27 protein-coding genes and 2 pseudogenes are annotated in these 26,297 nt (G+C 61.8%); 13 read left to right on the forward strand and 16 right to left on the reverse strand.

Features of this window, described 5'->3' with window-relative positions; all coding sequences use genetic code 11:
• Window positions 1–16: 16 nt before the first annotated feature.
• The 3 genes from AYR47_RS32900 to AYR47_RS05850 form a co-directional block, all read right to left on the reverse strand.
• Window positions 17–775 (reverse strand): uroporphyrinogen-III synthase, encoded by a 759-nt coding sequence (locus AYR47_RS32900; protein ID WP_033897508.1) that lies wholly within the window; start codon window positions 773–775, stop codon window positions 17–19.
• Window positions 772–1,713 carry a hydroxymethylbilane synthase gene (gene hemC, locus AYR47_RS05845; protein ID WP_033897507.1) on the reverse strand — a complete coding sequence of 314 codons (942 nt, stop codon included), beginning with the start codon at window positions 1,711–1,713 and terminating at the stop codon, window positions 772–774. The genes AYR47_RS32900 and hemC overlap by 4 nt, the downstream gene beginning before the upstream one ends.
• Before the next feature lie 138 nt (window positions 1,714–1,851).
• The gene (locus AYR47_RS05850) at window positions 1,852–2,598 is read right to left on the reverse strand and encodes a LytR/AlgR family response regulator transcription factor (protein WP_033897506.1); all 747 of its coding nucleotides are present in this window, start codon (window positions 2,596–2,598) and stop codon (window positions 1,852–1,854) included.
• A 505-nt stretch (window positions 2,599–3,103) separates the two neighbouring features.
• On the opposite strand from AYR47_RS05850, the gene argH reads away from it, so the two are divergent.
• Window positions 3,104–4,498, forward strand: a complete 1,395-nt coding sequence (argH, locus tag AYR47_RS05855; protein WP_033897505.1) for an argininosuccinate lyase — start codon at window positions 3,104–3,106, stop codon at window positions 4,496–4,498.
• Between the two features lie 159 nt (window positions 4,499–4,657).
• Here argH and AYR47_RS05860 read toward each other — a convergent pair whose 3' ends face one another.
• Window positions 4,658–5,317, reverse strand: coding sequence for a glutathione S-transferase family protein (locus AYR47_RS05860; RefSeq protein ID WP_061434571.1), 660 nt, complete (start codon window positions 5,315–5,317; stop codon window positions 4,658–4,660).
• Window positions 5,318–5,444: 127 nt separating this feature from the next.
• Between AYR47_RS05860 and AYR47_RS05865 the strand changes: the two genes are divergently transcribed.
• From AYR47_RS05865 to AYR47_RS05875, 3 genes are all read left to right on the forward strand, one after another.
• Window positions 5,445–5,729: a hypothetical protein gene (locus AYR47_RS05865; protein WP_010207441.1), complete on the forward strand. Its 285-nt coding sequence runs from the start codon at window positions 5,445–5,447 to the stop codon at window positions 5,727–5,729.
• Between the two features lie 96 nt (window positions 5,730–5,825).
• A complete protein-coding gene (locus AYR47_RS05870) occupies window positions 5,826–6,080 on the forward strand; it encodes a TIGR02647 family protein (RefSeq protein ID WP_010207442.1) in 255 nt (84 codons plus the stop codon).
• A 168-nt stretch (window positions 6,081–6,248) separates the two neighbouring features.
• The gene (locus AYR47_RS05875; RefSeq protein ID WP_033897503.1) at window positions 6,249–9,089 is read left to right on the forward strand and encodes a class I adenylate cyclase; all 2,841 of its coding nucleotides are present in this window, start codon (window positions 6,249–6,251) and stop codon (window positions 9,087–9,089) included.
• On the opposite strand, the gene rnk is transcribed toward AYR47_RS05875, so the two are convergent.
• The 3 genes from rnk to cyaY all read right to left on the reverse strand — a co-directional run bounded on the left by rnk (window position 9,086) and on the right by cyaY (window position 10,184).
• Entirely contained in the window at window positions 9,086–9,499 is a 414-nt protein-coding gene (gene rnk / locus AYR47_RS05880) for a nucleoside diphosphate kinase regulator (protein WP_033897502.1), read from the reverse strand. The two genes, AYR47_RS05875 and rnk, sit on opposite strands and share 4 nt — an antisense overlap.
• A 131-nt stretch (window positions 9,500–9,630) precedes the next feature.
• Window positions 9,631–9,849, reverse strand: a complete 219-nt coding sequence (locus AYR47_RS05885) for a DUF1289 domain-containing protein (RefSeq protein ID WP_016975872.1) — start codon at window positions 9,847–9,849, stop codon at window positions 9,631–9,633.
• Window positions 9,850–9,851: 2 nt separating this feature from the next.
• Complete coding sequence (gene cyaY / locus AYR47_RS05890; RefSeq protein ID WP_033897501.1) at window positions 9,852–10,184, reverse strand: iron donor protein CyaY; 333 nt, start codon at window positions 10,182–10,184, stop codon at window positions 9,852–9,854.
• Between the two features lie 238 nt (window positions 10,185–10,422).
• Between cyaY and lptM the strand changes: the two genes are divergently transcribed.
• From lptM to AYR47_RS05915, 6 genes are read left to right on the forward strand one after another with little or no spacing between them, the layout of a single operon-like run.
• A complete protein-coding gene (lptM, locus tag AYR47_RS31815) occupies window positions 10,423–10,593 on the forward strand; it encodes an LPS translocon maturation chaperone LptM (RefSeq protein WP_010207449.1) in 171 nt (56 codons plus the stop codon).
• 9 nt (window positions 10,594–10,602) lie between these two features.
• Entirely contained in the window at window positions 10,603–11,850 is a 1,248-nt protein-coding gene (gene lysA, locus AYR47_RS05895) for a diaminopimelate decarboxylase (protein WP_033897500.1), read from the forward strand.
• Window positions 11,851–11,853: 3 nt separating this feature from the next.
• Window positions 11,854–12,684 carry a diaminopimelate epimerase gene (gene dapF, locus AYR47_RS05900; RefSeq protein ID WP_061434573.1) on the forward strand — a complete coding sequence of 277 codons (831 nt, stop codon included), beginning with the start codon at window positions 11,854–11,856 and terminating at the stop codon, window positions 12,682–12,684.
• A 13-nt stretch (window positions 12,685–12,697) separates the two neighbouring features.
• A complete protein-coding gene (locus AYR47_RS05905; RefSeq protein WP_061434575.1) occupies window positions 12,698–13,414 on the forward strand; it encodes a DUF484 family protein in 717 nt (238 codons plus the stop codon).
• A gap of 2 nt (window positions 13,415–13,416) precedes the next feature.
• Window positions 13,417–14,316: a tyrosine recombinase XerC gene (gene xerC / locus AYR47_RS05910; RefSeq protein ID WP_061434577.1), complete on the forward strand. Its 900-nt coding sequence runs from the start codon at window positions 13,417–13,419 to the stop codon at window positions 14,314–14,316.
• Window positions 14,313–15,008, forward strand: a complete 696-nt coding sequence (locus tag AYR47_RS05915) for an HAD family hydrolase (RefSeq protein WP_061434579.1) — start codon at window positions 14,313–14,315, stop codon at window positions 15,006–15,008. The genes xerC and AYR47_RS05915 overlap by 4 nt, the downstream gene beginning before the upstream one ends.
• Before the next feature lie 57 nt (window positions 15,009–15,065).
• On the opposite strand, the gene sutA is transcribed toward AYR47_RS05915, so the two are convergent.
• The 4 genes and pseudogenes from sutA to glnK all read right to left on the reverse strand — a co-directional run bounded on the left by sutA (window position 15,066) and on the right by glnK (window position 17,491).
• Window positions 15,066–15,392, reverse strand: coding sequence for a transcriptional regulator SutA (gene sutA / locus AYR47_RS05920; protein WP_016975879.1), 327 nt, complete (start codon window positions 15,390–15,392; stop codon window positions 15,066–15,068).
• Window positions 15,393–15,494: 102 nt separating this feature from the next.
• A pseudogene (locus tag AYR47_RS32490) lies at window positions 15,495–15,569 on the reverse strand (secondary thiamine-phosphate synthase enzyme YjbQ); the annotation flags it as partial.
• 211 nt (window positions 15,570–15,780) lie between these two features.
• Window positions 15,781–17,118, reverse strand: coding sequence for an ammonium transporter (locus tag AYR47_RS05925; RefSeq protein ID WP_033897495.1), 1,338 nt, complete (start codon window positions 17,116–17,118; stop codon window positions 15,781–15,783).
• Window positions 17,119–17,152: 34 nt separating this feature from the next.
• Complete coding sequence (glnK, locus tag AYR47_RS05930) at window positions 17,153–17,491, reverse strand: P-II family nitrogen regulator (protein WP_002555808.1); 339 nt, start codon at window positions 17,489–17,491, stop codon at window positions 17,153–17,155.
• Between the two features lie 422 nt (window positions 17,492–17,913).
• Between glnK and AYR47_RS05935 the strand changes: the two genes are divergently transcribed.
• The gene (locus tag AYR47_RS05935) at window positions 17,914–18,174 is read left to right on the forward strand and encodes an accessory factor UbiK family protein (protein WP_033897494.1); all 261 of its coding nucleotides are present in this window, start codon (window positions 17,914–17,916) and stop codon (window positions 18,172–18,174) included.
• Window positions 18,175–18,290: 116 nt separating this feature from the next.
• Window positions 18,291–19,787: a YifB family Mg chelatase-like AAA ATPase gene (locus tag AYR47_RS05940; RefSeq protein WP_061434581.1), complete on the forward strand. Its 1,497-nt coding sequence runs from the start codon at window positions 18,291–18,293 to the stop codon at window positions 19,785–19,787.
• A gap of 3 nt (window positions 19,788–19,790) precedes the next feature.
• Here AYR47_RS05940 and AYR47_RS33310 read toward each other — a convergent pair whose 3' ends face one another.
• The 4 genes and pseudogenes from AYR47_RS33310 to AYR47_RS05950 all read right to left on the reverse strand — a co-directional run bounded on the left by AYR47_RS33310 (window position 19,791) and on the right by AYR47_RS05950 (window position 22,866).
• Window positions 19,791–19,928, reverse strand: a complete 138-nt coding sequence (locus AYR47_RS33310; protein ID WP_420492052.1) for a hypothetical protein — start codon at window positions 19,926–19,928, stop codon at window positions 19,791–19,793.
• Entirely contained in the window at window positions 19,885–20,652 is a 768-nt protein-coding gene (locus AYR47_RS33315; protein WP_420492057.1) for a methyl-accepting chemotaxis protein, read from the reverse strand. Before AYR47_RS33315 ends, AYR47_RS33310 begins: the two co-directional genes overlap by 44 nt.
• 42 nt (window positions 20,653–20,694) lie before the next feature.
• A pseudogene (locus AYR47_RS33320) lies at window positions 20,695–21,768 on the reverse strand (Cache 3/Cache 2 fusion domain-containing protein); the annotation flags it as partial.
• A gap of 177 nt (window positions 21,769–21,945) precedes the next feature.
• Entirely contained in the window at window positions 21,946–22,866 is a 921-nt protein-coding gene (locus AYR47_RS05950) for a LysR substrate-binding domain-containing protein (protein ID WP_061434582.1), read from the reverse strand.
• Between the two features lie 149 nt (window positions 22,867–23,015).
• On the opposite strand from AYR47_RS05950, the gene AYR47_RS05955 reads away from it, so the two are divergent.
• Window positions 23,016–24,428 carry a NorM family multidrug efflux MATE transporter gene (locus AYR47_RS05955; protein ID WP_033901961.1) on the forward strand — a complete coding sequence of 471 codons (1,413 nt, stop codon included), beginning with the start codon at window positions 23,016–23,018 and terminating at the stop codon, window positions 24,426–24,428.
• Here the strand turns inward: AYR47_RS05955 and AYR47_RS05960 are convergent.
• A complete protein-coding gene (locus AYR47_RS05960) occupies window positions 24,425–26,098 on the reverse strand; it encodes a putative bifunctional diguanylate cyclase/phosphodiesterase (protein ID WP_033901960.1) in 1,674 nt (557 codons plus the stop codon). The two genes, AYR47_RS05955 and AYR47_RS05960, sit on opposite strands and share 4 nt — an antisense overlap.
• Window positions 26,099–26,297: the final 199 nt, after the last annotated feature.

Raw genomic sequence — 26,297 nt, forward strand, 5'->3', positions numbered from 1 at the left:
ATCCGTCCTTTGCGTTTCAGAGAGTGGGAACGGGATAGCTCCGTATCGCCACTAACAAAGCCGCGGCACTCGCACCGCGACAATCCACAACTTTTTCTGCGCCAGCGGCCCGCGCCATCTCCAGGACTCGCGGGCTTGGCACGAACAACGGCAGCTGTGCCACCTGGGGCCAATCGGCTCCGGCCAGGGCTTGCAGGTGTAAAAAACCCTGCCCACTGCTGACCACCAGGCCGTTCAAGCGTTCCAACTGGATGCGTTGCATCAGTGCACCGGCCTCATAGGCCGGCAAGAAACGGCGATACAACTCCAGATAGTCGACACTAGCACCTTGTTCACGCAAACGCTCCGCCAGCAGCTCGCGACCGCCCTCACCGCGCAGGATCAACACCTGGGCATCCGGGCGGGCGATAGCCTCGCGCAACGCGGGCAATTGAAGCAAAGCCTCGCTGTCGTCGCCAGTAGGCGGATACTTAACATTCAGGCCGTGTTCGGCCAGTACCTGCGCGGTGGCCGCGCCGACACTGAACCACATCAGCTGCGGCCATGCGCGATCAAGTTGCGCCACGGCAAGGCGTGCCGCAGGCTTGCTGACGACGATCACCGCACAGTAACGCCCCAGGTCATGGAAGACAGCTTGCTGTTCAGGTGTTACGGGGAGCGGCTCAATGTCCAGCAACGGCAGGCTGCTGCTGAAAATGCCCGCGCCGGACAACGCGGCCGCCAGGGCCATCGACTCCTCGGCAGGCCGCGTCAGCAGCACGCGCCATTCGGTCACTGCGGACCGGCCTCGCCGTAGACTTTTTGCAGGATGGCACCGGCGCCCTTGTCCAGCAGCTCTTCGGCCACTTGGATACCCAGGGCTGTGGCGTCACGCTGTGGGCCACGCACCTCGGCGGTCAGCAGGGTGCCGCCGTCCGGATCACCCACCAGGCCACGCAGCCACAGGTTTTCGCCTTCAAGCACGGCGTAGCAGGCGATCGGCACCTGGCAGCCACCGTTGAGGTGTTTGTTCAGGGCTCGTTCGGCCGTGACACGGACTTCAGTGTCGTGGTGATCAAGAGGCTTGAGCAGGGCGTGGATTTCACTGTCGGCGGTGCGGCACTCAATGCCAACCGCGCCCTGCCCGCCGGCTGGCAGGCTGTCCTCGACGCTGATGGCCGAGGTGATGCGGTCTTCGAAGCCCAGGCGAATCAGGCCGGCCGCGGCAAGGATGATCGCGTCATATTCACCGGCATCCAGCTTGGCCAGTCGGGTGTTGACGTTGCCGCGCAGAAAGCGGATCTGCAAGTCCGGACGACGGGTCAGCAGTTGCGCCTGGCGACGCAGGCTGGACGTGCCGACAATGCTGCCCAAAGGCAATTCGTCCAGGGACGCGTAGGTGTTGGAAACAAATGCATCACGCGGGTCTTCGCGCTCGCAGATGCAAAACAGGCCCAGGCCTTCGGGGAAGTCCATGGGCACGTCTTTCATCGAATGCACGGCGATGTCGGCTTCGTTTTCCAGCAACGCGGTTTCCAGTTCCTTGACGAACAGTCCCTTGCCGCCGATCTTCGACAGTGGCGAGTCGAGCAGCTTGTCGCCGCGACTGACCATGGGCACCAGGGACACGGTCAGGCCAGGATGGGCCTGTTCCAGGCGTGATTTGACGTATTCGGCCTGCCACAAGGCCAGGGCGCTTTTACGGGTGGCGATGCGGATTTCGCGAGAGGACATGGATCAATCCGTACTGAATAGATACGGCAGATAATAACAGCTCAGGCAAATACGCTTTGATTTGAATCAGCAAGTGCGGGGCCTCCCTGGCCGCGTCGCACCGGGATATGAGTTGCAGGCCTCGCCACAGCCCTCGGGCTAAAGCTGCTGCATCATCTTGCGCACACCGGCTACATGCCGTCGGCTGACGATCAGTGCGTCGCCATTCAGGCCTTTCAGGAACAGCTGAAAGTGCCCCAGCGGCGTGCGTTGCAGGCGTTCGATGCGCTCGCGGGCCACCAGCGCATTGCGGTGGATACGCACGAAGCGGTCGCCGAACTCATCCTCAAGCGCCTTGAGTGGCTCATCGAGCAACACTTCGCCGCCCTGGTGGCGCAGGGTCACGTACTTGTGATCGGCGATAAAATAGACCACCTCGCCCAAGGGGATCAACTCGATACCTTTGCGGGTGCGGGCGCTGATATGGCTGCGCGGCCCATTACCACTCTGGGCTGCTGGCTGGGTCAAGGCGGCGAGTTGGACGCGGGTTGGGCGCTCGGCCTTTTTCAGGGCCTTGAGCAATGCTTCGCCAGCCACCGGTTTGGTGAGGAAGCTGACTCCACTGGCTTCCAGCGTCTCCGCGGAAAACTCATCGCCTGCTGCGCAAAACACCACCGCGGGTGGCGACTCTCGCTCGCTCAGTCGGGCGGCAACTTGCAGGCCATCAAGGCCCGGCATACGGATATCGAGCAACACCACATCCGGCTTGAGGCTGTCGATCAGCGTCAACGCCTCTTCGCCCGTGGTGGCGCTCGGTTCGAGTACTGCGTAACCCTCGAGATCACTGACCAAACGGTTCAGTCGCTCGCGGGCTTGGGGTTCGTCATCAACGATCAGGACATTCATATTGCGCTGGATTCCTGCGTGAGTCTCGCACAAGGATAGCGTAGACAGGTGCGGTGACTTGCGTCACAGCGATCCACGCTAAGACTAGCGCGAGCGGCAAAAAGTGCCCTGAGAGTGGCACCCATATTTACCCGGACCTGTTCAATAGCGCCCAAAACCTGCTGCCTTCGGGCATCGTCGTAGGGTTTGCTGATACACAATCCGAATACCCCCCTTTTTAAATGGATAGTCTGGGCTCTGACCGCATCACCCGACTTTGGTGCATTCACACACTATCAGTCCAACTGTAGACGCTCACTGAGACGACATTGCTCAATCGTCAAATATCGTTTCAATAAACCTCTGTACCCAGTCTCGTCCTGGACGCGTTCGGCGGCAAGGCACTTAGCCATCCTTTGCACAAATAAAAATGCCGACGACCCGCAGCACCGCGTCCACGGGCAACCCTGTTATTATCGCCGGCACACTTCCATGCCTCTTTATTAAGCAGATCACGAGCGAATCCATGAGCACCGACAAGACCAACCAGTCCTGGGGCGGCCGCTTCAGTGAACCCGTCGACGCCTTCGTCGCCCGCTTCACCGCCTCCGTCACCTTCGACCAGCGCCTGTACCGCCACGACATCATGGGCTCCATCGCCCACGCGACGATGCTGGCCAAGGTCGGCGTGCTGACCGACGCCGAGCGCGACAGCATCATCGACGGCCTGACCACCATCCGTGGCGAGATCGAAGCCGGCACGTTCGACTGGCGTGTCGACCTGGAAGACGTGCACATGAACATCGAGGCCCGCCTCACTGACCGCATCGGTGTGACCGGCAAGAAGCTGCACACCGGCCGTAGCCGTAACGACCAGGTGGCCACTGATATCCGCCTGTGGCTGCGTGACGAAATCGACCTGATCCTGTCCGAGATCACCCGCCTGCAAAAAGGCCTGCTTGAGCAAGCCGAGCGCGAGTCGGACACCATCATGCCGGGCTTCACTCACCTGCAGACCGCACAGCCTGTGACCTTCGGCCACCACCTGCTGGCCTGGTTCGAAATGCTCAGCCGCGACTACGAGCGTCTGGTGGACTGCCGCAAGCGCGCCAACCGCATGCCTCTGGGCAGCGCTGCGCTGGCCGGCACCACCTACCCGATCGATCGCGAATACACCGCGCAATTGCTGGGCTTCGACGCCGTGGGCGGCAACTCCCTGGATGGCGTGTCGGACCGTGACTTCGCCATCGAATTCTGCGCCGCCGCGAGCATCGCGATGATGCACCTGTCGCGCTTCTCCGAGGAGCTGGTGCTGTGGACCAGCGCGCAATTCCAGTTCATCGACCTGCCGGACCGTTTCTGCACCGGCAGCTCGATCATGCCGCAAAAGAAAAACCCCGACGTGCCCGAGTTGGTGCGTGGCAAGAGCGGCCGCGTGTTCGGCGCCTTGATGGGCCTGCTGACCCTGATGAAAGGCCAGCCTCTGGCCTACAACAAGGACAACCAGGAAGACAAAGAGCCGTTGTTCGACGCCGCCGACACCCTGCGCGACTCCTTGCGCGCGTTTGCCGACATGATCCCGGCGATCAAACCCAAGCACGCAATCATGCGTGAAGCGGCGCTGCGTGGGTTCTCTACCGCAACCGACCTGGCGGACTATCTGGTGCGCCGTGGCCTGCCGTTCCGTGACTGCCATGAAATCGTCGGCCACGCCGTGAAGTACGGCGTGGACACCGGCAAGGACCTGGCGGAAATGAGCCTGGAAGAACTGCGTCAGTTCAGCGACCAGATCGAGCAGGACGTGTTTGCCGTGCTGACCCTGGAAGGCTCGGTGAATGCCCGTAACCACGTGGGCGGGACTGCGCCGGTGCAGGTCAAGGCAGCCGTCGTACGTGGCCAGGCTTTACTGTCTAGCCGCTGATCCTTGTGGCGAGCGGGCTTGCCCCGCGTTGGGCTGCGAAGCAGCCCCAAAAACTGACACCGCGCAATGCCTGACAAAGCGCGGTGTTCTTACTTGGGGCCGCTACGCGGCCCAACGCGGGGCAAGCCCGCTCGCCACAAATGCGCGCAACTTCAAACTCTATTTTTTTGCTGCAATCATCGCCATAAACGCCGGCATCGCCGCCTCCCTGTCCGCTGCCACCTTCTGCGCATTGGGCATTGCATGCAGCCTGTCCAACAACGCCTTGGCCTTCGGCATCTCAGCCAGCCAATCCAGCCCAAACAGCTTCTCGCCCACCCCGCAGGCGAGGTTCACGCTGTACATGAAATACAAATCGGCAATCGTGAAGCTCTCCCCCGCCACATAAGGCGCAAACTTGCCGTGCCTGCCCAACGAACCAAAACCCAACAGCAATTCGGCCTTGGACTTCTCCTTGATCGCCTCCGGCACCGGCATGCCAAAAAACGCTTCGGCAAAACACGCGCGGGCAGGCAACTCGATGTACAGCTCGATTTCCCGGCACAGCGCCAGCACCTGCGCACGCTGGAACGGCTCGGCCGGCAGCAGCGCGGGCCCTTCCTGGGTGTGTTCGATGTATTCAAGGATCACGCTGGTTTCGTTGATAAAGCCCTGTTTCACGCCCAGCACCGGCACCTTGCCTCGCGGGCTCACCGCCAGGGCCTCCGGGGTTTGGCCCGCGTAAAACGGTACCTCTTCGAAAGGCAGCCCTTTCTCCAGCAGCGCCAGCTTGACCATGTTGTAGTAGTTGCTGACCGAAAATCCGTAGAGCTTGAGCATTGCGGGTGCCTCCAGGCCGGGAATGGGGTTGGCTGCAAAGAGTTATAGATCCCGGCGCCCAGCCTGACCAGCAGCATCACCGGCCTGAATGGAGTTAGACTGGCGCCCTTTCCTTGAGGAGCCTGCCATGAGCGAGCCGACCGATATCGACAACGACGAAGAAGAATTCGCCGAAACCACCCTGATCGAAGCAATCGAGAACCAGATCGAGAGCGAAAACCCGCCAGCGGCCAAGGCCACGTTCAACAAGCTGACCCTGGTGGGCTACGAGCGTGAAGAGATCCTGCAACTGATGGCCCACGTGCTGGCTGTCGAGATCGACGCGCTGCTGGAAGAGGACCGCGCCTTCAATACCGAATGGTATGAAACTGCACTGCGCGCCCTGCCGGAATTGCCGCCTGAAAAGCAATAAATCCAACACGCGGCAACACACTGGACAGTTCGGCAAAGTGCGTTCACCTTATGGCCTGCTAGCCTCTAATAAATTCTTAGAAAGTCTGGAGTCCTTATGTCGTATACCCCTGAGTTGGTTGCCGAACTGGAAATCCTTGTACTCTTCCCCTTGGACAGCACCAAAGAAGGTCTGAAAGTCCACCAGACCGCTGCGCCTACTGCTATCGCCGCCGCCAAACGCCTTCACGCGAAAGGACTTATCGACCAGCCGGACGGGGGCTACCTGACCAGCCTTGGCCGGGACGCCGCAGAGCAGGCCCAGACCCTGCTGACTATCTTGACCACTGCCACCACCAAAGAAGCCGCCTGATACCGGATACCGCCCGTGGAGTCCGCCCTTTGCGGATTCCGAGGGCGTTGCTGTGCACGTGCAAAAATTCTGACGTCAAAAACCATTTCCCTCTAAACCTCCTACGCTACTGGCTGTAAACTCCTACACGGCCGCCCACGTCGGGCCCTGCGAGCCACCGAGTTCGACATGACCCGCACCCATGAAATCCGCCCCGACCTGGACGAAGGCATCGACCGCAAGGTGCTGGCCCAGTTGCGCGCGCGGTTCATGGCCCTCAATGAAGGCCGTATGGCCCGTGCCATCGAGGGGCTGACGCCGCGCCAGCAAAGCGTGCTGAACCTGTTGCCGCTGTTTTTTCACGTCAACCATCCGTTGCTGCCGGGCTATGTGTCGGGCAGTACGCCAGCAGGCCTGTCGAATTTCGAACCGGACGCCCAAGCCCTCACCGAAGCCCAGCGCCTGACCCGTTCGTTCTCCTACAAGCCACGCCACGGCAACCCGCCGCGACCAATCCACGGCCTGTTCCTGATGGGCAGCCTGGGCACCCTGGCCCAGGCCGACCAGAGCGATATGGATGTGTGGGTGTGTCACGCCCCAGACCTGAGTGAGACCGAGCTGGCCGAGCTGCGCAAAAAGTGCCAGTTGCTGGAAGCCTGGGCCCTGAGCATGGGCGCCGAGGCGCACTTCTTTCTGATCGAGCCGACACGCTTTGTGCTGGGAGAGCGCGACACGCAACTGAGCTCCGACGACTGCGGCACCACCCAGCATTACCTGTTGCTGGATGAGTTTTACCGCACCGCCATCTGGCTGGCCGGGCGCACGCCGATCTGGTGGCTGGTGCCGGTGTATGAAGAAACCCGTTATGCCGAGTTCACCCACACACTGATTTCCAAGCGGTTTATCCGCGCCGACGAAACCCTCGACCTGGGTCACCTGGCGCGCATTCCCCCCGGCGAATTTATTGGCGCCGGGCTGTGGCAACTGTTCAAGGGCATTGAGTCGCCCTACAAATCCGTGCTCAAGCTGTTGCTGACCGAGGTCTACGCCAGCGAACACCCGAACGTGCATTGCTTGAGCCTGCGCTTCAAGCGCGCGGTGTTCGCCAACCAGATGGACCTGGATGAGCTGGACCCGTACATCGTGGTGTACCGCCGCATCGAGGAATACCTCAAGGCCCGCAACGAGCCCGAGCGTCTGGAACTGGTAAGGCGCGCGCTGTACCTGAAGGTCAACCGCAAGCTCAGCGCCGGCCAGCGTACCACCAGCTGGCAGCGCCTACTGCTGGAGCGCCTGGCCCATGAATGGGGCTGGGACCAGCGCCAATTGGCGTTGCTCGACAGCCGCAGCCAGTGGAAAGTGCGTCAGGTCGCCTCCGAGCGCCGGGCCTTGGTGAGCGAGCTCAACTACAGTTACCGCTTCCTGACCCAATTCGCCCGCACCGAACAGACCGTCAGCCTGATCAACAAACGCGACCTCAATGTGCTGGGTCGGCGCCTATACGCCGCCTTTGAACGCAAGGCCGGCAAGGTCGAGTTCATCAACCCAGGCATTGCCCCGGACCTGGCTGAAGACACCCTGACCCTGGTGCAATCGCCCAACCGCAAGGAGCCGGGCCAGCACCACTGGGGCCTGTATAACGGCAACCTTACAGCGCTGGAATGGGAACACTTCGCGCCGATCAAACGCAGCCGCGACCTGCTGGAGATGCTGACCTGGTGCCATCGCAACGGCGTGATCGATAGCAGCACGCGCCTGGCGCTGCACCCCGGCACCAGCGACATGACCGAATTCGAGCTGTTCAACCTGCTGGGCAGCCTGCAACAAACCATCGCCCTGCCCCTGTCCAGCGTGGATGAAGAGCGCCTGCTGCGCTCGGCCGTGCCGGAAGAAGTGTTGTTGCTGATCAATGTGGGCGTCGACCCGCTCAAGCATCACCGCGACCTGAATATCCTGATGACCACCGAGCGCACCGACTCTCTGAGCTATGCCGGTGTACGCGACAACCTGGTGCTGACCCTGGACCAAGTCACGCTCAATAGCTGGAACGAGGTGATGGTCAGCCGCTACGACGGCCCGCACGCGCTGCTCGACTGCCTGCGCGACTACCTCAACCAGTTGCCGTCGGACCATCTGCCACGCCTGCGGGTGCGCTGTTTCTGTCACAACCGTGCGCAATTCATTGCCCAACGCGTGGAAGAAATCTTCGACACCGCGCAGAACCTGCTGCTCGGCCAGGGCAATCACCGCTATTTGCTCCAGGTGCAGCAGCACTATCACGTCATGGAGTTGATGCCGGGCCAGGCCAACCATGTATCGCTGGCGACCCAGGATGCGCTGATCGCCTACCTCAGCGAAGAATTGGCCAGCTACAGCCCGTTGCACCTGGATGCCATGGCCCTGGAAGACCACGACCTGGCGTTGCTGCTGCCGATGGGCATGGCCGATTGCGTGCAGGTGTTCTACCGGGTCAACGAAGGCTTCGCCGAACTGTATGTATTGGATGAGTTCAACGCGCTCTGGCAGCAGCGCCTGCCGTTTCACGATGAACAGAGTCTGTTGGCGCCGTTGCAGCGTTTCTTGCAATCGATCATTTATCGCCGGGACGCGCTATCGCCGTTGGACCAGCAGGAGCCGCTGGGCGCGGTGCAGGTCTTGTATTACCAGCTATTGCCGTCAGGCAGCGGCCGCGCGCGCGGCATCGAACCTCGACCCGCACCGCTGAACCCGGCGAACAAACCGTTTTACGACGTGCAGGCGATTATCGGCAAGGCCGCACCGGGCCAGGTGGGCATTACCTTGTACTGCAATCAGCGGGAGTTTTCCGAACTGGAGTTTGGCGACCAACTGTTCGCAGTGGTCGCCCAGGAAATCGTCGGGCAACGCCGGGAGACCGAGCGTTACCGCTGCTACATCACCGATCTGGATCTGTCCGGCCTGCTCGGCGATGTGCAAAGCCCGAGCAACCTGTACCTGCGCTACAAGGCCGAGCTGGAACTGTCGCTCAATGTGGCATTGAGCGAAATTTAAAGGGGGAAGGCGCCGCCGTCTTTAGGCTGGCCTTCAACACTGAGCAGCTCCAGCTTGAGGGTCTTGCCGCCCGGTGCGGGCCAGTCGATGTGCTGGCCAACCTGCAAACCGAGCAAGGCGCTGCCCACGGGAGCCAGGATCGAGATCTTGCCTTCGTCCGCATTGGCGTCTTTCGGGTAGACCAGCGTCAGGTGGTAGTCCTTGCCGCTGCTTTGCTCACGGCAATGCACGCTGGAATTCATGGTCACGACACCCGCAGGCACTTCATCGTGGCCAACCACGTCTTCGGCGCGGTCGAGTTCGGCTTGCAGCGCTTCGACGCCGGGAGATTCGTCGCCCAAGCGGTCGATCAGTTGCTCCAGACGCTGCACGTCAAGACGGGTGAGGATGATGGACGGTGCGGTGGTCATGATTCAGGCAGACTCCTTTTTTCTGCACAAAAAAGCAAAACCCCGCCAGGAAAAGGCGGGGTTCTCACGGGCCTCGATGAGTTGAGGCGTATCCGGACACTACCACAGCGTCACAAATAAACAAGACGACCTCAGGCGCGCGCCCTGCGCTGCTCGGCCTCGGCGCAGATCACGCGGCGCCGCGCATCGTCGGCAGAGCGCCATTCACGGATGTCTTCCACGTGGCGGAAGCAGCCGAGGCAGACTTTTTGCTCGTCCAGGCGACACAAACTGATACAAGGTGACGGCACCGCCGGGCTGACATTACTGAACAGCGGCTTCGGCGGGCGGACAGGTGCAGGCTGGGTCACCATCAGATCTCGTCGAAATCCAGGTCGGCGCCGGTGTACTCGCTGACCAGGCGCGCGAGCATTTCACTCAGCAGCTCTTCACTCTTGTCGCACTGCCATTTGCCGCTTTCTTCGTCGTAGTCGAAGTGAACGCCGCCGGAACGCGCCGCCAGCCACAGCTGACGCAACGGCTCCTGGCGGCTGAAGATCAGTTGCTGGCCACTGTCGAACTTGACGGTCAGCACGCCGGCCGAGTTTTCCAGGTCCACGTCCAGGCCGCTGTCGTCGAAAATATCTTCCAGCGCCTGCTGGGTCGAATCCACCAGGTCGTGAAAACGGGCTTCGGTCAAACTCATTGTGGCAACCTCAAAAGTGTCTGGTTTTGCTCAAGCGCCGCACGATACGGGCGAGCCCCGCCGATTGCAAAGGATACCGATTTCAACACGATTGACGGTGTGAAAAATCCTCAAGCAGCGTAGTCCGCTTCCCGACTGTGTCGGCAAACCCCCGCCGGACGGGTATTCCAGCGCATAGGCAAGCTGGCGGGTGGTCGGTATACTCGGGCGCAATTAATGCATATTCAAGGATTTCGCCATGAAGCGCCTGATCTCTTCCCTTGCTGCGCTCGTCGCGGTCGCTTGCCTCGTTAGTGCCTGTGGTCAAAAAGGCCCGCTGTACCTGCCCGATGACAGCAAAGACCCGAATGAACAGGCGCAATCGTCGCAAAAGCCTTCCAAAGCGCATAAGCACGACACCTACGAATAAGGGAATCCCATGGACGCTTTTAACTACCGGGACGGCGAGCTGTTCGCGGAAGGCGTGGCGTTGTCCGCGATTGCCCAGCGCTTTGGCACCCCGACCTATGTGTATTCCCGTGCGCATATCGAAGCCCAGTACCGCTCCTTCACCGACGCCCTCGACGGCGTGCCGCACCTGGTGTGCTACGCGGTCAAGGCCAACTCCAACCTCGGCGTACTGAATGTCCTGGCGCGATTGGGCGCTGGTTTCGACATCGTCTCCCGTGGCGAGCTGGAACGCGTACTGGCCGCTGGCGGCAAGGCTGACAAGATCGTGTTCTCCGGCGTCGGCAAGACCCGCGAAGACATGCGTCGCGCCCTGGAAGTCGGCGTGCATTGCTTCAACATCGAATCCACCGACGAGCTGGAACGCCTGCAGGTCGTGGCCGCCGAGATGGGCGTTCGCGCGCCGATCTCCCTGCGCGTCAACCCGGACGTCGATGCCGGTACACACCCGTACATTTCCACCGGTCTCAAAGAGAACAAGTTCGGCATCGCCATTGCCGACGCCGAGGACGTGTACATCCGCGCCGCGCAACTGCCGAACCTGGAAGTGCTGGGTGTCGACTGCCATATCGGCTCGCAACTGACCACGCTGCCGCCGTTCCTGGATGCGCTCGACCGCCTGCTGGCGTTGATCGACCGCCTGGGTGAATGCGGCATCTACCTGCACCACATCGACCTCGGTGGTGGCGTGGGCGTGCGTTATCGCGACGAAGAGCCGCCGCTGATCGCCGATTACATCCAGGCGGTGCGCGAGCGCATCGAAGGCCGCGACCTGACGCTGATGTTCGAGCCTGGCCGCTATATCGTCGCCAATGCCGGCGTGCTGCTGACCCAGGTCGAGTACCTCAAGCACACCGAACACAAGGATTTCGCCATCGTCGATGCGGCGATGAACGACCTGATCCGCCCGGCGCTGTACCAGGCCTGGATGAATGTCACCGCCGTGACGCCTCGCGACAGCGAAGCGCGTGCCTATGACATCGTCGGCCCGATCTGCGAGACCGGCGACTTCCTGGCCAAGGATCGTCAGCTGGCCCTGGAAGAAGGCGATCTGCTGGCCGTGCATTCGGCCGGTGCCTACGGGTTTGTCATGAGTTCCAACTACAACACCCGCGGCCGTACCGCCGAGGTGCTGGTGGACGGTGATCAAGCGTTTGAAGTGCGTCGCCGCGAGACGGTAGCCGAGTTGTATGCTGGCGAAAGCCTGCTGCCGGAGTAAGCCATGCTGCTGCGTTTTACCAAGATGCACGGGCTGGGCAATGATTTCATGGTCCTCGACCTGGTCAGCCAGCACGCGCATATCCTGCCCAAGCACGCCAAACAGTGGGGCGACCGTCACACCGGCATTGGTTTCGACCAGTTGCTGATCGTCGAGGCGCCAAGCAACCCGGAGGTGGATTTCCGTTACCGGATCTTCAACTCCGACGGTTCCGAAGTGGAACAGTGCGGCAACGGTGCACGCTGCTTCGCCCGCTTTGTGCTGGACAAGCGCCTGACCGCCAAGCGCCAGATCCGCGTCGAGACCAAGAGCGGCGTGATCGAGCTGGATATCCGCAGTGACGGCCAGATCAGCGTCAACATGGGCGCGCCACGCCTGGTGCCGGCGGACATTCCGTTCCAGGCCACCGAGCAGGCCGTCAGCTATGCGCTGGACGTTGACGGCAAGACCGTCGACATCGCTGCCGTGTCCACGGGCAACCCCCATGCGGTACTGCGGGTCAACGACATCAACAACGCCCCCGTGCATGAATTGGGGCCGAAGATCGAACACCACCCGCGCTTTCCGGCGCGGGTCAACGTGGGCTTCCTGCAGGTGATCGACCGTACCCGCGCGCAACTGCGTGTGTGGGAACGCGGCGCCGGCGAAACCCAGGCCTGCGGCACCGGTGCTTGCGCCGCTGCCGTGGCCGCGATCAGCCAGGGGTGGATGGATTCACCGCTACTGATCGACCTGCCCGGCGGACGTTTGTCCATCGAGTGGGCAGGCCCTGGCCACCCGGTGATGATGACCGGGCCGGCCTCGCGCGTATACGAAGGACAGGTCCGTCTATGAGTGAGCCAAGCCAATGACCGATAAGCCTCAAGTACCCGCACACGCAACCCCGAGCGACAGCCTGGAGGCCGCTGCTGTCGCGGCGTACCTTGAGGCTAATCCGGAGTTCTTCGTCGAGCACGAAGAACTGCTGCCGGCACTGCGCATTCCCCATCAGCGCGGTGATACCGTGTCGCTGGTGGAGCGGCAGATGAAGATCCTGCGCGAGCGCAACATCGAAATGCGCCACAAGCTCTCGCACCTGATGGACGTCGCCCGCGACAACGACCGCTTGTTCGAGAAAACCCGCCGCCTGATCCTGACCCTGATGGACGCCACCAGCCTGGAAGAAACGGTGATTGCAGTGGAAGACAGCCTGCGCCAGGACTTCCAAGTGCCATTCGTGAGCCTGATCCTGTTCAGCGACAACCCGATGCCGGTGGGTCGCTGGGTCAGCGGCAGCGACGCACACACCGCCATCGGCGGCCTGTTGTCCGAAGGCAAGACCATCAGCGGCACCTTGCGCGAACATGAGCTGGACTTCCTGTTTGGTGCCGAACAGCGCAAGCAGATCGGCTCGACGGCGGTGGTCGCGCTCAGTCATCAAGGCCTGCACGGTGTACTGGCCATCGCCAGCCGCGATCCCCAGCACTACAAGAGCTCAGTGGGCACGCTGTTCCTGACCTACATCGCCGAAGTACTGGGTCGCGTCCTGCCGCGCTTCACCACCGCCCTGCGCGCGGTGCGCTAGCCATGGAACGGCAACTGGACGCTTACTGCGCTCACCTGCGCAACGAGCGCCAGGTGTCGCCCCATACCCTGGAAGCCTACCGGCGGGACTTGAACAAGGTCCTGGCCTACTGCGCGAAACAACAGATCAACAGTTGGAAGGCCCTGGATATTCAGAGCCTGCGCAGCCTGATCGCGCGCCTGCACCAGGCGGGTCAATCCTCGCGCAGCCTGTCGCGCCTGCTCTCGGCCGTACGCGGGCTCTATCACTATTTGAACCGCGAAGGCCTGTGCGATCACGACCCAGCCAACGGCCTGTCGCCGCCCAAGGGCGAGCGGCGCCTGCCCAAGACCCTGGACACCGACCGCGCCCTGCAATTGCTGGATGGCGCCGTCGAGGATGATTTCCTGGCCCATCGCGACCAGGCCATTCTTGAGCTGTTCTATTCATCAGGCCTGCGCCTGTCGGAGCTGACTGGCTTGAACCTCGACCAGCTGGACCTGGCGGACGGCCTGGTTCAGGTACTCGGTAAAGGCAGTAAGACCCGCGTGTTACCAGTGGGCCGCAAAGCCCGCGAAGCCTTGCAACTGTGGCTGCCGCTGCGCCTTTTGACCAACCCGGCGGATGATGCGGTGTTTGTCAGCCAGCAAGGCCGGCGCCTGGGGCCGCGTGCGATTCAAGTGCGGGTCAAGGCGGCCGGCGAGCGCGAGCTGGGGCAGAACCTGCACCCACACATGCTGCGACACTCTTTTGCCAGCCACCTGCTGGAATCGTCCCAGGACCTGCGCGCGGTTCAAGAGCTGCTCGGCCACTCCGACATCAAGACCACGCAGATCTACACCCATCTGGATTTCCAACACCTGGCAACGGTGTACGACAGCGCCCATCCACGGGCCAAACGCATCAAGGGCGGCGACTCATGAGTATCAAGCTGATCACCTTCGACCTGGACGACACACTCTGGGACAACGTACCCGTCATCATCAGCGCCGAAGCGTCGATGCGCGAATGGCTGGCACTTAACGCCGCCAAAGTCGGCGATTTGCCGTTGGAGCACTTCGCCAGTCTTCGCCAGCAGGTGCTGGAGCGCCATCCGGAGCTGAAACACCGGATCAGCATTTTGCGCCACCGGGTGTTGATGCATGCGTTTGAAGAAGCCGGTTATCCACAGCCTGAAGCCACGGAAATGGCGGATGTCTGCTACGAGACGTTCATTCATGCGCGGCACCAACTCACCCCCTTCCCCGAAGCGGAGCCCATGCTTCGGGCGCTTCGCCAACACTTCCTGCTGGGCGTGATTACCAACGGCAATGCCGACGTGCAGCGCGTGGGCCTGGCGGACTACTTCCACTTTGCCCTGCGCGCTGAAGACATCGGCATCGCCAAGCCGGATGCGCGTTTGTTTCAAGAAGCGTTGCAGCGCGGTGGCGTGGACGCCAGTGCGGCGGTGCACATTGGCGATCATCCGGGGGATGACATTGCCGGAGCACAGCAGGCGGGGCTTCGGGCGGTGTGGTTCAACCCGACGGGTAAGGTGTGGGAAGCCGACAAGCGCCCGGATGCGGAGATTCGCAGCCTGGCCGAATTAGCGCCCTTGCTGGCTGGCTGGAAATAACACCCATGAAAAAGCCCGCAGCGACGGCGGGCTTTTTCTTACAAGCGGGTGCTGACCTCAGATAGGTCGGCTGCCGTACTTGTTATCCGGCTTCTTCGGTGGGTCTGCCACCACGTTGGCCTCGACTTCCTGCACTTTGCCGCCTTTAGCGAGGAACTCTTCCATCGCACGGGCCAGGGCATCACGCTCTTTGTTCTTGGCTTCAACGCTCGGCAATTCATCTACCGACACAGCAGCCTTGGCTTTGCCTTTGGCAGCCGGGGCAGGCGCATCATCGCCACCGTCGTCGTCAGCAACGTCTTCCGCCGCCGCTTCAAGACCTTCTTCGGTGTCGTCTTCGTCACCTACTTCGAGTTCGTCGTTTTCCAGATCATCGTCGCTCATGTTCTACCTCATGACTTGCGAAAAGCAGATTAGTTATAGCCCAGCTTCATCCTCTGTCGAGGCTGCCGAGGAAAAATCAACATCCACTGGATAACCAGTGGCTTATGCCCCGCCGCCGTGCAAGGTGGCGAGGACTTTACGAACACCACCATGATCACGATGCTCGTCCAGATAAATACAGTTATGCGCCCATCGGCGCGCATTCTAGCGCGCTCTGGGAAAAAACAAAGTGCCGAATACGCCTACATGCCTGTAAGACATTGGCACGCTGAAAAGTGCCGTGTGCATCCCATCACAAACAAGGCGTAAAAACCGCTACAGCGTATTACGACTGACAAACACCAGACAAAAAAATGCCCGGCAAGCCGGGCATCTTTTTTTCGCGTACTTACAAGTTGTAGCCGCGTTCGTTGTGTTGCGCCAGGTCGAGGCCGACGGCCTCTTCCTCTTCGGTCACCCGCAGGCCCATGACCATGTCCAACACCTTAAGGATGATGTAGGTCACGATCGCCGTGTAGATCACCGTGAAGCCAACGCCTTTGCACTGGATCCAGACTTGCGCAGCGATGTCAGTCACCGTACCGAAGCCACCCAGAGCAGGCGCTGCAAATACACCCGTGAGGATCGCCCCCACGATACCGCCGATACCGTGCACGCCGAAAGCGTCCAGGGAGTCGTCGTAGCCCAGCTTGCGCTTGAGGCTGGTGGCGCAGAAGAAGCAGATCACACCGGCAACCAGGCCGATTACCAGAGCGCCCATCGGGCCCACGGTGCCTGCGGCTGGGGTGACTGCAACCAGGCCCGCGACCACGCCCGAGGCAATGCCCAGTGCGCTTGGCTTACCGTGGGTGATCCACTCGGCGAACATCCAGCCCAGCGCCGCAGCAGCGGTCGCGATCTGTGTAACCAGCATCGCCATGCCTGCGGTGCCGTTGGCCGCGGCGGCGGAACCGGCGTTGAAGCCGAACCAGCCGATCCACAGCATCGCCGCGCCGATCAGGGTGTAACCCAGGTTGTGCGGGGCCATCGGGGTGGTCGGGAAGCCTTTACGCTTGCCGAGCACGATGCACGCAACCAGGCCAGCCACACCGGCGTTGATGTGCACCACGGTGCCGCCAGCGAAGTCCAGTACGCCCCAGTCCCACAGCAGGCCGCCGTTACCACTCCAGACCATGTGCGCGATCGGCGCGTAGACCAGGGTGAACCAGATCGCCATGAAGATCAGCATCGCAGAGAACTTCATACGCTCAGCGAAGGCACCGACGATCAGCGCCGGGGTGATGATGGCGAACGTCATCTGGAAGGTGATGAACACGGCTTCCGGGAACAATGCCGCAGGGCCGGTGATGCTGGCCGGGGTCACGCCCGCCAGGAACGCCTTGCCCATGCCGCCGAAGAAGGAGTTGAAGTTGACCACACCCTGTTCCATACCGGTGGTATCGAACGCGATGCTGTAGCCGTAGACGACCCAGAGGATGCTGATCAGGCCAGTGATCGCGAAACACTGCATCATCACCGACAGAATATTCTTGGAGCGGACCATGCCGCCGTAGAACAGCGCCAGGCCAGGGATGGTCATGAACAGCACCAAAGCGGTGGCGGTCAGCATCCAGGCGGTGTCGCCGGAATTGAGGACTGGAGCAGCCACTTCGTCTGCCGCCATGGCCAGGCTTGGCATTACGATGGACAACAGGGCTCCGAGCCCTGCGAATTTACGCAGAGTCATATTGTTTTCTCCTGGGGCGTTGGGGTTTGGCGGCTTAGATTGCGTCGGTATCGGTTTCGCCGGTACGGATGCGAATAGCCTGTTCCAGATTGACCACGAAGATCTTGCCGTCACCGATCTTGCCGGTGTTGGCGGCCTTGGTTATCGCCTCGATAACCCGGTCAAGATCCTTGTCGTCAATGGCGACATCAATCTTCACCTTCGGCAGGAAATCGACCACGTATTCCGCGCCGCGATACAGCTCGGTGTGACCCTTCTGCCGACCGAAGCCTTTGACCTCAGTAACGGTAATGCCCTGCACGCCGATCTCGGACAACGACTCGCGTACATCGTCCAACTTGAACGGCTTGATGATGGCAGTGACTAGCTTCATGAAAACTCTCTCCCGAATTGGTGGACTTGCCCCAGGAAAACAAACCCGTCTCAAGTCTAAGCGCAGTGCCTGGCTTTGTAACGCGTCGTCGCCTCGGCATTTGCCTTTGCGACGCCAGCGAACCACTGGTGACGAAACCTGTACCCCTGATCCGTCGGCGCACTGCATTCGTCACAGCGACTGCATCAGTGCATGGGTCATGATCGTCTAAGCAGAAACCTTGCCAGCTCCGTAAAAATCACTGAAATCAGTCCTTTGCCCACTTATGCCCACCTACGGGGCTTTTTGATGGCGGCAATGCGCACAAAAACAGTGCGTCGCCGCCCGACCCCCTGCGCGAAAAGCGTGCGCTTACCTCCGTGAAAAAGACTATAGACGCTGCGTGATACACTGCCGGCCAACAGTTTTCCGGAATATTTCCCATGCTCGCGCCCAAAGACCTCCTCGACGCCCTGAGCGGCCACGCTTCTCGCCTGTTCAGCGGCGACACCCCATTGCCCCGCAATGAAATCGAAAGCCAATTCAAGGCATTGCTGCAAAGCGGTTTCAGCAAGCTCGACCTGGTGAGCCGGGAAGAGTTTGATAGCCAGATGGTGGTGCTGGCCCGCACGCGTGCGCGGCTTGAGAGCCTGGAAGCGAAAGTCGCCGAACTGGAAGCCAAGCTCATGCCGCCTGCTGAATAAACGCGGTCAATGTGGGAGCTGGATACGTTCTGTAAAACCTCCCACCTTCGATAGCGTCACCCCTCGTCTACCCTTGAGAAAACCGCAGGAAGCGGTCCCTTTTTCAAGGAACGAGCATGTCCCTCGCCATCGTCCACAGCCGCGCCCAAATTGGCGTCGAAGCCCCTGCCGTCACCGTCGAAGTGCATATGGCCAATGGTCTGCCGTCCCTGACGCTGGTGGGTTTGCCTGAAACGGCGGTCAAGGAAAGCAAGGACCGGGTGCGCAGCGCCATCCTCAATTCCGCCCTGCAATACCCTGCCCGCCGCATCACCCTGAACCTGGCGCCCGCCGACCTGCCCAAGGACGGCGGGCGTTTTGACCTGGCGATTGCCCTGGGAATCCTGGCGGCCAGCGTGCAGGTGCCGGCGTTGATGCTCGACGACGTGGAATGCCTCGGGGAACTGGCACTGTCCGGCGAAGTGCGCGCAGTGAAAGGCGTATTGCCAGCAGCATTGGCGGCGCGCAAGGCCGGGCGCACTGTGATAGTGCCACGGGCGAATGCGGAAGAAGCCTGCCTGGCATCGGGATTGAAAGTGATCGCCGTGGACCACCTGCTTCAGGTGGTGGCGCACCTGAACGGGCATCAGCCAATCGAGCCCTACAAGTCCGACGGTTTGCTGTACCTGAACAAGCCTTACCCGGACTTGAGCGAAGTACAGGGCCAGCTCGCCGCCAAGCGCGCATTGCTGATCGCGGCGGCGGGGGCGCATAACCTGCTGTTCAGCGGCCCGCCCGGCACCGGCAAGACATTGCTCGCCAGTCGCCTGCCAGGTTTGCTGCCACCGCTGAGTGAGCAGGAGGCCTTGGAGGTGGCGGCGATTCAGTCGGTGGTCAGCCTGGCGCCGCTGAGTCATTGGCCGCATCGGCCGTTTCGCCAGCCGCATCATTCGGCATCAGGTCCTGCATTGGTGGGTGGCGGCTCGAAACCACAGCCCGGCGAAATCACTCTCGCCCATCACGGCGTCTTGTTCCTGGATGAATTGCCGGAGTTCGACCGCAAGGTACTGGAGGTGCTGCGCGAACCACTGGAGTCAGGACACATCGTGATTTCCCGCGCCCGTGACAGGGTGAGCTTCCCAGCACGTTTTCAACTGGTGGCCGCCATGAACCCCTGCCCGTGTGGTTATTTGGGCGAACCCAGCGGGCGCTGTCGCTGTACACCGGAGCAGATCCAGCGCTATCGCAACAAGCTGTCCGGACCGTTGATGGACCGGATCGACCTGCACCTGACCGTCGCGCGGGAAACCACGGCATTGAACCCAGCCCAACAGGCTGGCGATAACACCGCGACGGCCTCGGCCGAGGTAGCCGAGGCTCGCGAGCGCCAGTTACGGCGTCAGGGTTGTGCGAATGCCTTTCTGGACCTGCCTGGGCTGCGCAAGCACTGCACGCTAGCGAAGGTCGATGAGGGCTGGCTGGAAACCGCTTGCGAGCGGCTGACCCTGTCCCTGCGCGCCGCCCATCGCCTGCTCAAGGTGGCGCGCACCTTGGCGGACCTAGAACAGGTGAATGACATCACCCGTGAGCATCTGAAGGAGGCCCTGCAATATCGCCCGGCCTCCATCACCTGAGCCTCAGCGGAAGCGATCCACCTCATGCCGCAAGCCCGCCGCCAGCGTCTCCAATTCCTTGGCGGTAATCGCCAGGTTCGACACCACTTCGCGCTGCTCACTGTTGGCCAACGCAATGCTTTGCAGATTGCTGCTGAGCAAGGTCGCGGTGCTGCTCTGCTCCTGGGTGGCAGTGGTAATCGCCGCGAACTGCTGGCCGGCCCGAACGGCTTTGCTCGTCGATACGCGCCAGGGCCGACGCCACGTCGGCGTTGCGCGACAGGCCTTCCTGCATCAACACGTTGCCGCGCTCCATGGTGCTGATGGCGTTGCCGGTTTCCTGCTGGATGCTCTGGATCATCCCGGAGATCTCGTCGGTGGCCTCTCGGGTGCGCGACGCCAGGTTGCGCACCTCATCGGCGACCACGGCAAAGCCACGGCCTTGCTCACCCGCGCGCGCAGCTTCGATGGCAGCGTTGAGCGCCAGCAGGTTGGTCTGTTCGGCAATCGAGGTGATCACGCCGACGATCCCGCCGATTTCCTGGGAGCGCTGGCCAAGGGTGTTGATCACCGTGGCCGTGCTGTTCAGGGCGGTGGCGATGTGTTCCAGGGACGACGACGCCTCTTGCATCGAGTTACGCCCGATACGGGTTTGCTGGGCGTTTTCCTGGGCCAGGCGTTCGGTGCTGCCCATATTGTCGGCGATGTTCAGCGAGGTGGCGCTGAACTCTTCCACGGCGCCGGCCATGCTGGTGATCTCGCCGGACTGCTGCTCCATGCCTTCATAGGCACCACCGGACAACCCGGACAACGCCTGGGCGCGGCTGTTGACCTCTTCGGCCGCCTTGCGGATATGCGAAACCATGGTCGACAGCGCTTCACCCATCTGGTTGAAACTGCGCGCCAACTGGCCGATTTCGTCATGGCTGGACACATTCAGGCGTGCGCTCAAGTCGCCCGCGCCCAAGGCCTCGGCCTGGCGCACCAGGTCGCCCAACGGCGCCAACTTGCTACGCAGCAGCCACACGGTTGCACCGACTGCCAGCAGCATGGCCAAGACGCTGCCGATTACCAGGCGGATGCCGACGTCCCAGGTCACCGAGCGAATCTCAGCCTTGGGCATGCTGGCAACCACCGCCCACGGCCCGCCTTCGAAGGGCACCGAGACGCTGTAGAAATCTTCGCTCTTGTCCGCCCAGAAGCGGCCCGCGCCTGGCGTCTTGGCCAGGTCCAGCATCACTGGGATCGCCTGGTCCAGCGCCTGCACGCCCGCCGGCGGCACCAGCCAACGCTTCTGCTCATCGAGCAAGGCCAGGGAGCCGGTCTGGCCGATGCGGAAGCGCTTGAGGTTCTCGAACTGGGCGTTCTGGGCGTCGGTGTAGTCAAAACCGATGAACAGCACGGCGATGACCTGGCCGCTGCTGTCACGCACCGGGCTGTACTGGGTCATGTAGGAGCGGTCGAACAACACCGCACGGCCAATGTAGGTCTGGCCGCTGAGCACGCGCTGATAGGCTGGGCCCTGGCGATCCAGCACCGTACCGATGGCACGGTTGCCATCCTGTTTGGTCAACGAGGTGCTGATGCGAATGAAGTCTTCGCCGCTGCGCACAAACACCGTGGCCACGCCGCCGGACATCTGCTTGAACTCATCCACTTCATCGAAGTTGTTGTTCAGCACTTCACTGCCCAGGGACAGGCTTGGGGTCTGTACCCCGGCCACGGTCACCGGCTGGTCGGCATGCACACTCAAGCCCGCGCCGAAGCGCTTTTCAAACAGCCCGCTCAAACGCTGGGTACTTTCGCGCAAGGTGCTGTGGAAGGTATTGAGTTGGTCGGCGAGCAAGCGCGCCTCACTGGCCAGGTGTTCCTCACGGGTGGCGAGGTTGGCGGAGTCGAGGGAACGCAAGGCAAACACCGTACTGCCGCTGATGACGACAGCCAGAATCAAGGCTAACGCGAGGCCTAACTGGGAGGCAATCCGAGCACGAGGTTGAGACATGACAGCTCCTGGCCGAGGCCAGGATCATCCTGATCTCATAGCGCTGCTCGGCAAATTATCTAGTGGGTAGCGTTGGTGCACGATGGTTCCAACACACCTACTTCGGCGGGCCGAGGCAATACTTGAGCGAATCACAGGGGTATCACGCAAACGATTGCACTAACGGTCTGTCGCCGCTCAATCAAGGCGTTCGACCTGGGGCAATTCCATGGCCTTGACCTCTGCCTGCAGAAACTCCGCCAGGCGCCGCAACCGCTCGCCACCGGGGCGGGTTTTCGGCCACACCAAATAGTAATTTTCACGACTGGCCACGGCCGTTGGCCAGGGTAGGCTCAGCCGCCCCTGGGCCACGTCTTCGGCCACCATCAGCAAGTCGCCCATGGACACGCCGTAACCTCGCGCGGCGGCGATCATGCCCAGTTCGAGCGTGTCGAACACCTGGCCGCCCTTGAGCGACACCTGGGATGACAAGCCCATGCGCTCCAGCCAATTGCGCCAATCACGACGGTCGGGCGTGGGGTGCAGCAATTCGGCGGTGGCCAGCCGCTCGGCATCCCAGGGCCCATCTTCCAGCAGATTTGGCGCGCCGACCGGGATCAGCAATTCCGGGAACAGATAACTGGCCTCCCAATCCGCCGGAAAATGCCCGTAGCTCAGCAGCACCGCGCAGTCGAACGGCTCCTGGTTGAAGTCCACCTCGTCCACGCTCATCCAGGCGCTGGTCAGTTGCACCTCATTGCCCGGCTGTAATGCGCGGAAGCGGCTGAGTCGCGCCAACAACCAACGCATAGTCAGGGTCGACGGCGCCTTCATGCGCAGGATGTCGTCCTCGGCATTCAAGGTATGGCAGGCCCGCTCCAGCGCGGCGAAACCTTCACGTACGCCGGGCAACAACAGGCGCGCCGCTTCGGTGAGCTGCAAGGTGCGGCCACTGCGCTGGAACAGCCGGCAGGCGAAGTGTTCTTCAAGCGTGCGGATATGTCGGCTCACCGCACTTTGCGTAATCGACAACTCCTCCGCCGCGCGGGTGAAGGAGTTGTGCCGCGATGCCGCCTCAAACGCGCGAAGGGCATAAAGGGGAGGAAGGCGACGTGACATCTGGAGAACTCCTACAAGCGATGCCGTAACGTACCAGATTCATTCAGCATGAGTTTTAGTCATGTGAACGATCGCATTTATCCCTTTGTGCAATCGGCCGAGAGCGCCGAGAATCAACCCCTCCCCAACCCTCCGATTTTTCGAGTGTGATGATCATGCAGCATCCGGCACGTACCGAACTCTGGGCCATTCTGCGGCTGTCAGGGCCGTTGATTGCCTCACAGTTGGCGCACATGCTGATGGTGCTGACCGACACCTTGATGATGGCGCGCCTGAGCCCCGAAGCCCTGGCTGGCGGCGGCCTGGGCGCGGCAAGCTATTCGTTCGTGTCGATTTTCTGCATTGGCGTGATTGCCGCTGTAGGCACGCTTGTCGCCATCCGTCACGGCGCCGGGGATATCGAAGGCGCCACGCGCCTGACCCAGGCCGGGCTGTGGCTGGCCTGGCTGATGGCCTTGGCGGCCGGCTTGCTGCTGTGGAACCTCAAGCCACTGTTGCTGATGTTCGGCCAGACTGAAACCAACGTGCAGTCGGCCGGGCAATTCCTGACGATCCTGCCGTTCGCCCTGCCCGGATACTTGAGCTTCATGGCCTTGCGCGGCTTTACCAGCGCCATCGGCAAAGCCACTCCGGTGATGGTCATCAGCGTCGGCGGCACAGTACTGAATTACCTGCTCAACCACGCACTGATCGAAGGCATGTTCGGCCTGCCCAAGCTCGGCCTGATGGGCATCGGCCTGGTCACCGCCATCGTCGCCAACGGCATGGCGCTGACGCTGATGTGGTACATCCGCAGCAACCGCACCTATGCGGCCTACCCGCTGAGCGCCGGCCTGCTGCGCCTGAACACCCAGTACCTGCGCGAGTTGTGGCGCCTGGGCCTGCCGATTGGCGGCACCTACGCGGTGGAGGTCGGGTTGTTTGCCTTTGCCGCGCTGTGCATGGGCACCATGGGCAGCACGCAGTTGGCGGCGCACCAGATAGCGCTGCAGATTGTGTCGGTGGCGTTCATGGTGCCGGCGGGGATGTCCTACGCAGTGACCATGCGCATCGGCCAGCATTACGGCGCCGGGCAGTTGCTGCAGGCACGCCTGGCCGGACGTGTCGGCATAGGATTTGGCGCAGCGGTGATGTTGGGATTTGCCGCCATGCTGTGGCTTTACTCCGACCCATTGATCGGACTGCTCATCGATCACAACGATCCCGCGTTCCACGACGTGATCGTCCTGGCCGTCAGCCTGCTCGCTGTGGCCGCCTGGTTCGAGTTGTTCGACGGCGTGCAAACCATCGCCATGGGCTGCATTCGCGGGCTCAAGGACGCCAAGACCACCTTCCTGATCGGCGCAGGCTGCTATTGGTTGATTGGCGCACCGTCGGCGTGGTTGATGGCCTTCACCCTGGGCTGGGGACCGACCGGCGTGTGGTGGGGCTTGGCACTGGGCCTGGCGTGCGCCGCAGTCAGCCTGACCTGGGCGTTTGAAGCGAAGATGAAGCGAATGATCCGTCAGGAGGGCGCCGAGCCCGAAACCCGTGGTGGGTTCCAGGCTGCTCAACCAGATTAAAGCCCCTCGCCCACGCGGGCTTGCTGGCCATTGCCGAAGGTCAGGTACTCCACCAACTCCGGCAACGGCAGCGGCTTGCTGATCAGGTATCCCTGGGCCTGGTCGCAGCCAAACAGCCTCAACAACGCAAGCTGCTCCGGCGTTTCCACGCCCTCAGCGACCACTTCCAGATTGAGGTTGTGCGCCAGGTTGATCATGGCGTGCACCAGCTTACGATTCTCTTCGCGCTCTTCCATGCCGCCGACAAAACTCTTGTCGATCTTCAACAAGGCAATCGGCAGGCTGTTGAGGTGCACGAACGACGAAAAGCCGGTGCCAAAGTCATCCAGGGAAAACCGCACACCCAGGCGGCCAAGGGCGTCCATGGTCTGCTTGACCAGGTCGCTGCGGCGCATCACGGCGGTTTCGGTGAGTTCGAACTCCAGCCACTGCGCCTCAACACCCCGCTCGGCAATCAGCCGACTGAGGGTGGAGAGCAACTGGCTGTCCTGGAACTGACGGAACGACAGGTTGACCGCCATGTGCAGCGGCGGCAGGCCGCGTTCGCGCAGGTCCTGCATGTCGCGCAGGGCACGGGAAATTACCCAGTAGCCCAACGGCACGATCAGGCCGCTTTGCTCGGCCAGGGGCACGAACTCACTGGGCGGCAACAGGCCGCGCTCGCCATGCCGCCAGCGCACCAGGGCTTCAAGGCCGACGATGTGCCCGTCGTCCAGGTCCAGGCGCGGCTGGTAATGCAGCTCCAGTTCGTCACGCCGAAGGGCGCGGCGCAGCTCGCTTTCCAGGTCGGCCAGGCTGCGTGCGTTACGGTTGATGCGTTCGTTGAAAATATGAAAGGTGCAGCCTTGGGTGCTCTTCGCCTGTTGCATGGCGATATGCGCGTGCCACATCAGCGGGTCGGCGCCAGCACGGGCGCGGGCATGGGCCACGCCCAGGCTGCAGCCGATCAGCAGGCTCTCGCCATCCACCCAGTAGGGTTCTGCCATGACTTCGGTGATGCGCTCGGCCATCCACTCGGCACGCTGCGGCGCACGGCGGGTGTCGATCAACAAGGCGAATTCGTCACTGCCCAGGCGCGCCAACTGGTCCCCGACCTCAAGCTGGCTTTTGAGCCGCGAGACCACTTGCAGGATCAACCGGTCGCCGGCCTGGTGGCCGAGGGCGTCGTTGGCGTGGCGAAAATTGTCGAGGTCCAGATGACCGAGGGCCAGGCCACGGCCTTCGTTCTCGGCCAGTCGCGCGGCGAGTAAGGTCTGGAAGCCCTGGCGGTTGGCAATGCCCGTGAGCGGGTCCTGTTCGGCGAGGCGTTGCAGGGTGTTTTCCAGCACACCGCGCTCGCGGACATGGCGCAGGCAGCGGCGCACTGTATCGGCATCCAATACATCACGCACCAGCCAATCGCTGACGCCAAGTGGCGAAACCAGAGGTTCCTGCTCCAACAACAACACGCACGGCAGGCTGCAACGGCCAGGACCGGGTTGCAGGCTGGGCGTGGTCAACAGCACGGCGCTGTGGTCGTCATCGAACAGACGGCTCACGGACTCCCAATTTGGTGCGCTGATCAGCACAGCCCCATCGCCCATCGGCGCCAGGCACTCGCGCAACAACGCTGCCCACGCGGGCTCATCGGCCAGCAGCAGCAAACGCAAGGGTTCGACAGGCGTAGACAAGCTAGCTCCCTAGACTCTGCAAAATTTCGTGGCGGCGGGCATTATGACGTGCGGCCGGATAATCACCAATGATAGGGGTTATCAAACACGCGAACTGTAAACATTAGTCGCAAACAACCCCGACATCCTGCGGCAAAGTATCAAAACCGGCAAATTTAGATCGAGTGGTACGTCACACTGTCGTTCTGACAGAGCAGAA

The organism is Pseudomonas azotoformans (assembly GCF_001579805.1).
GTDB classification, from domain to species: Bacteria; Pseudomonadota; Gammaproteobacteria; order Pseudomonadales; family Pseudomonadaceae; genus Aquipseudomonas; species Aquipseudomonas azotoformans_A.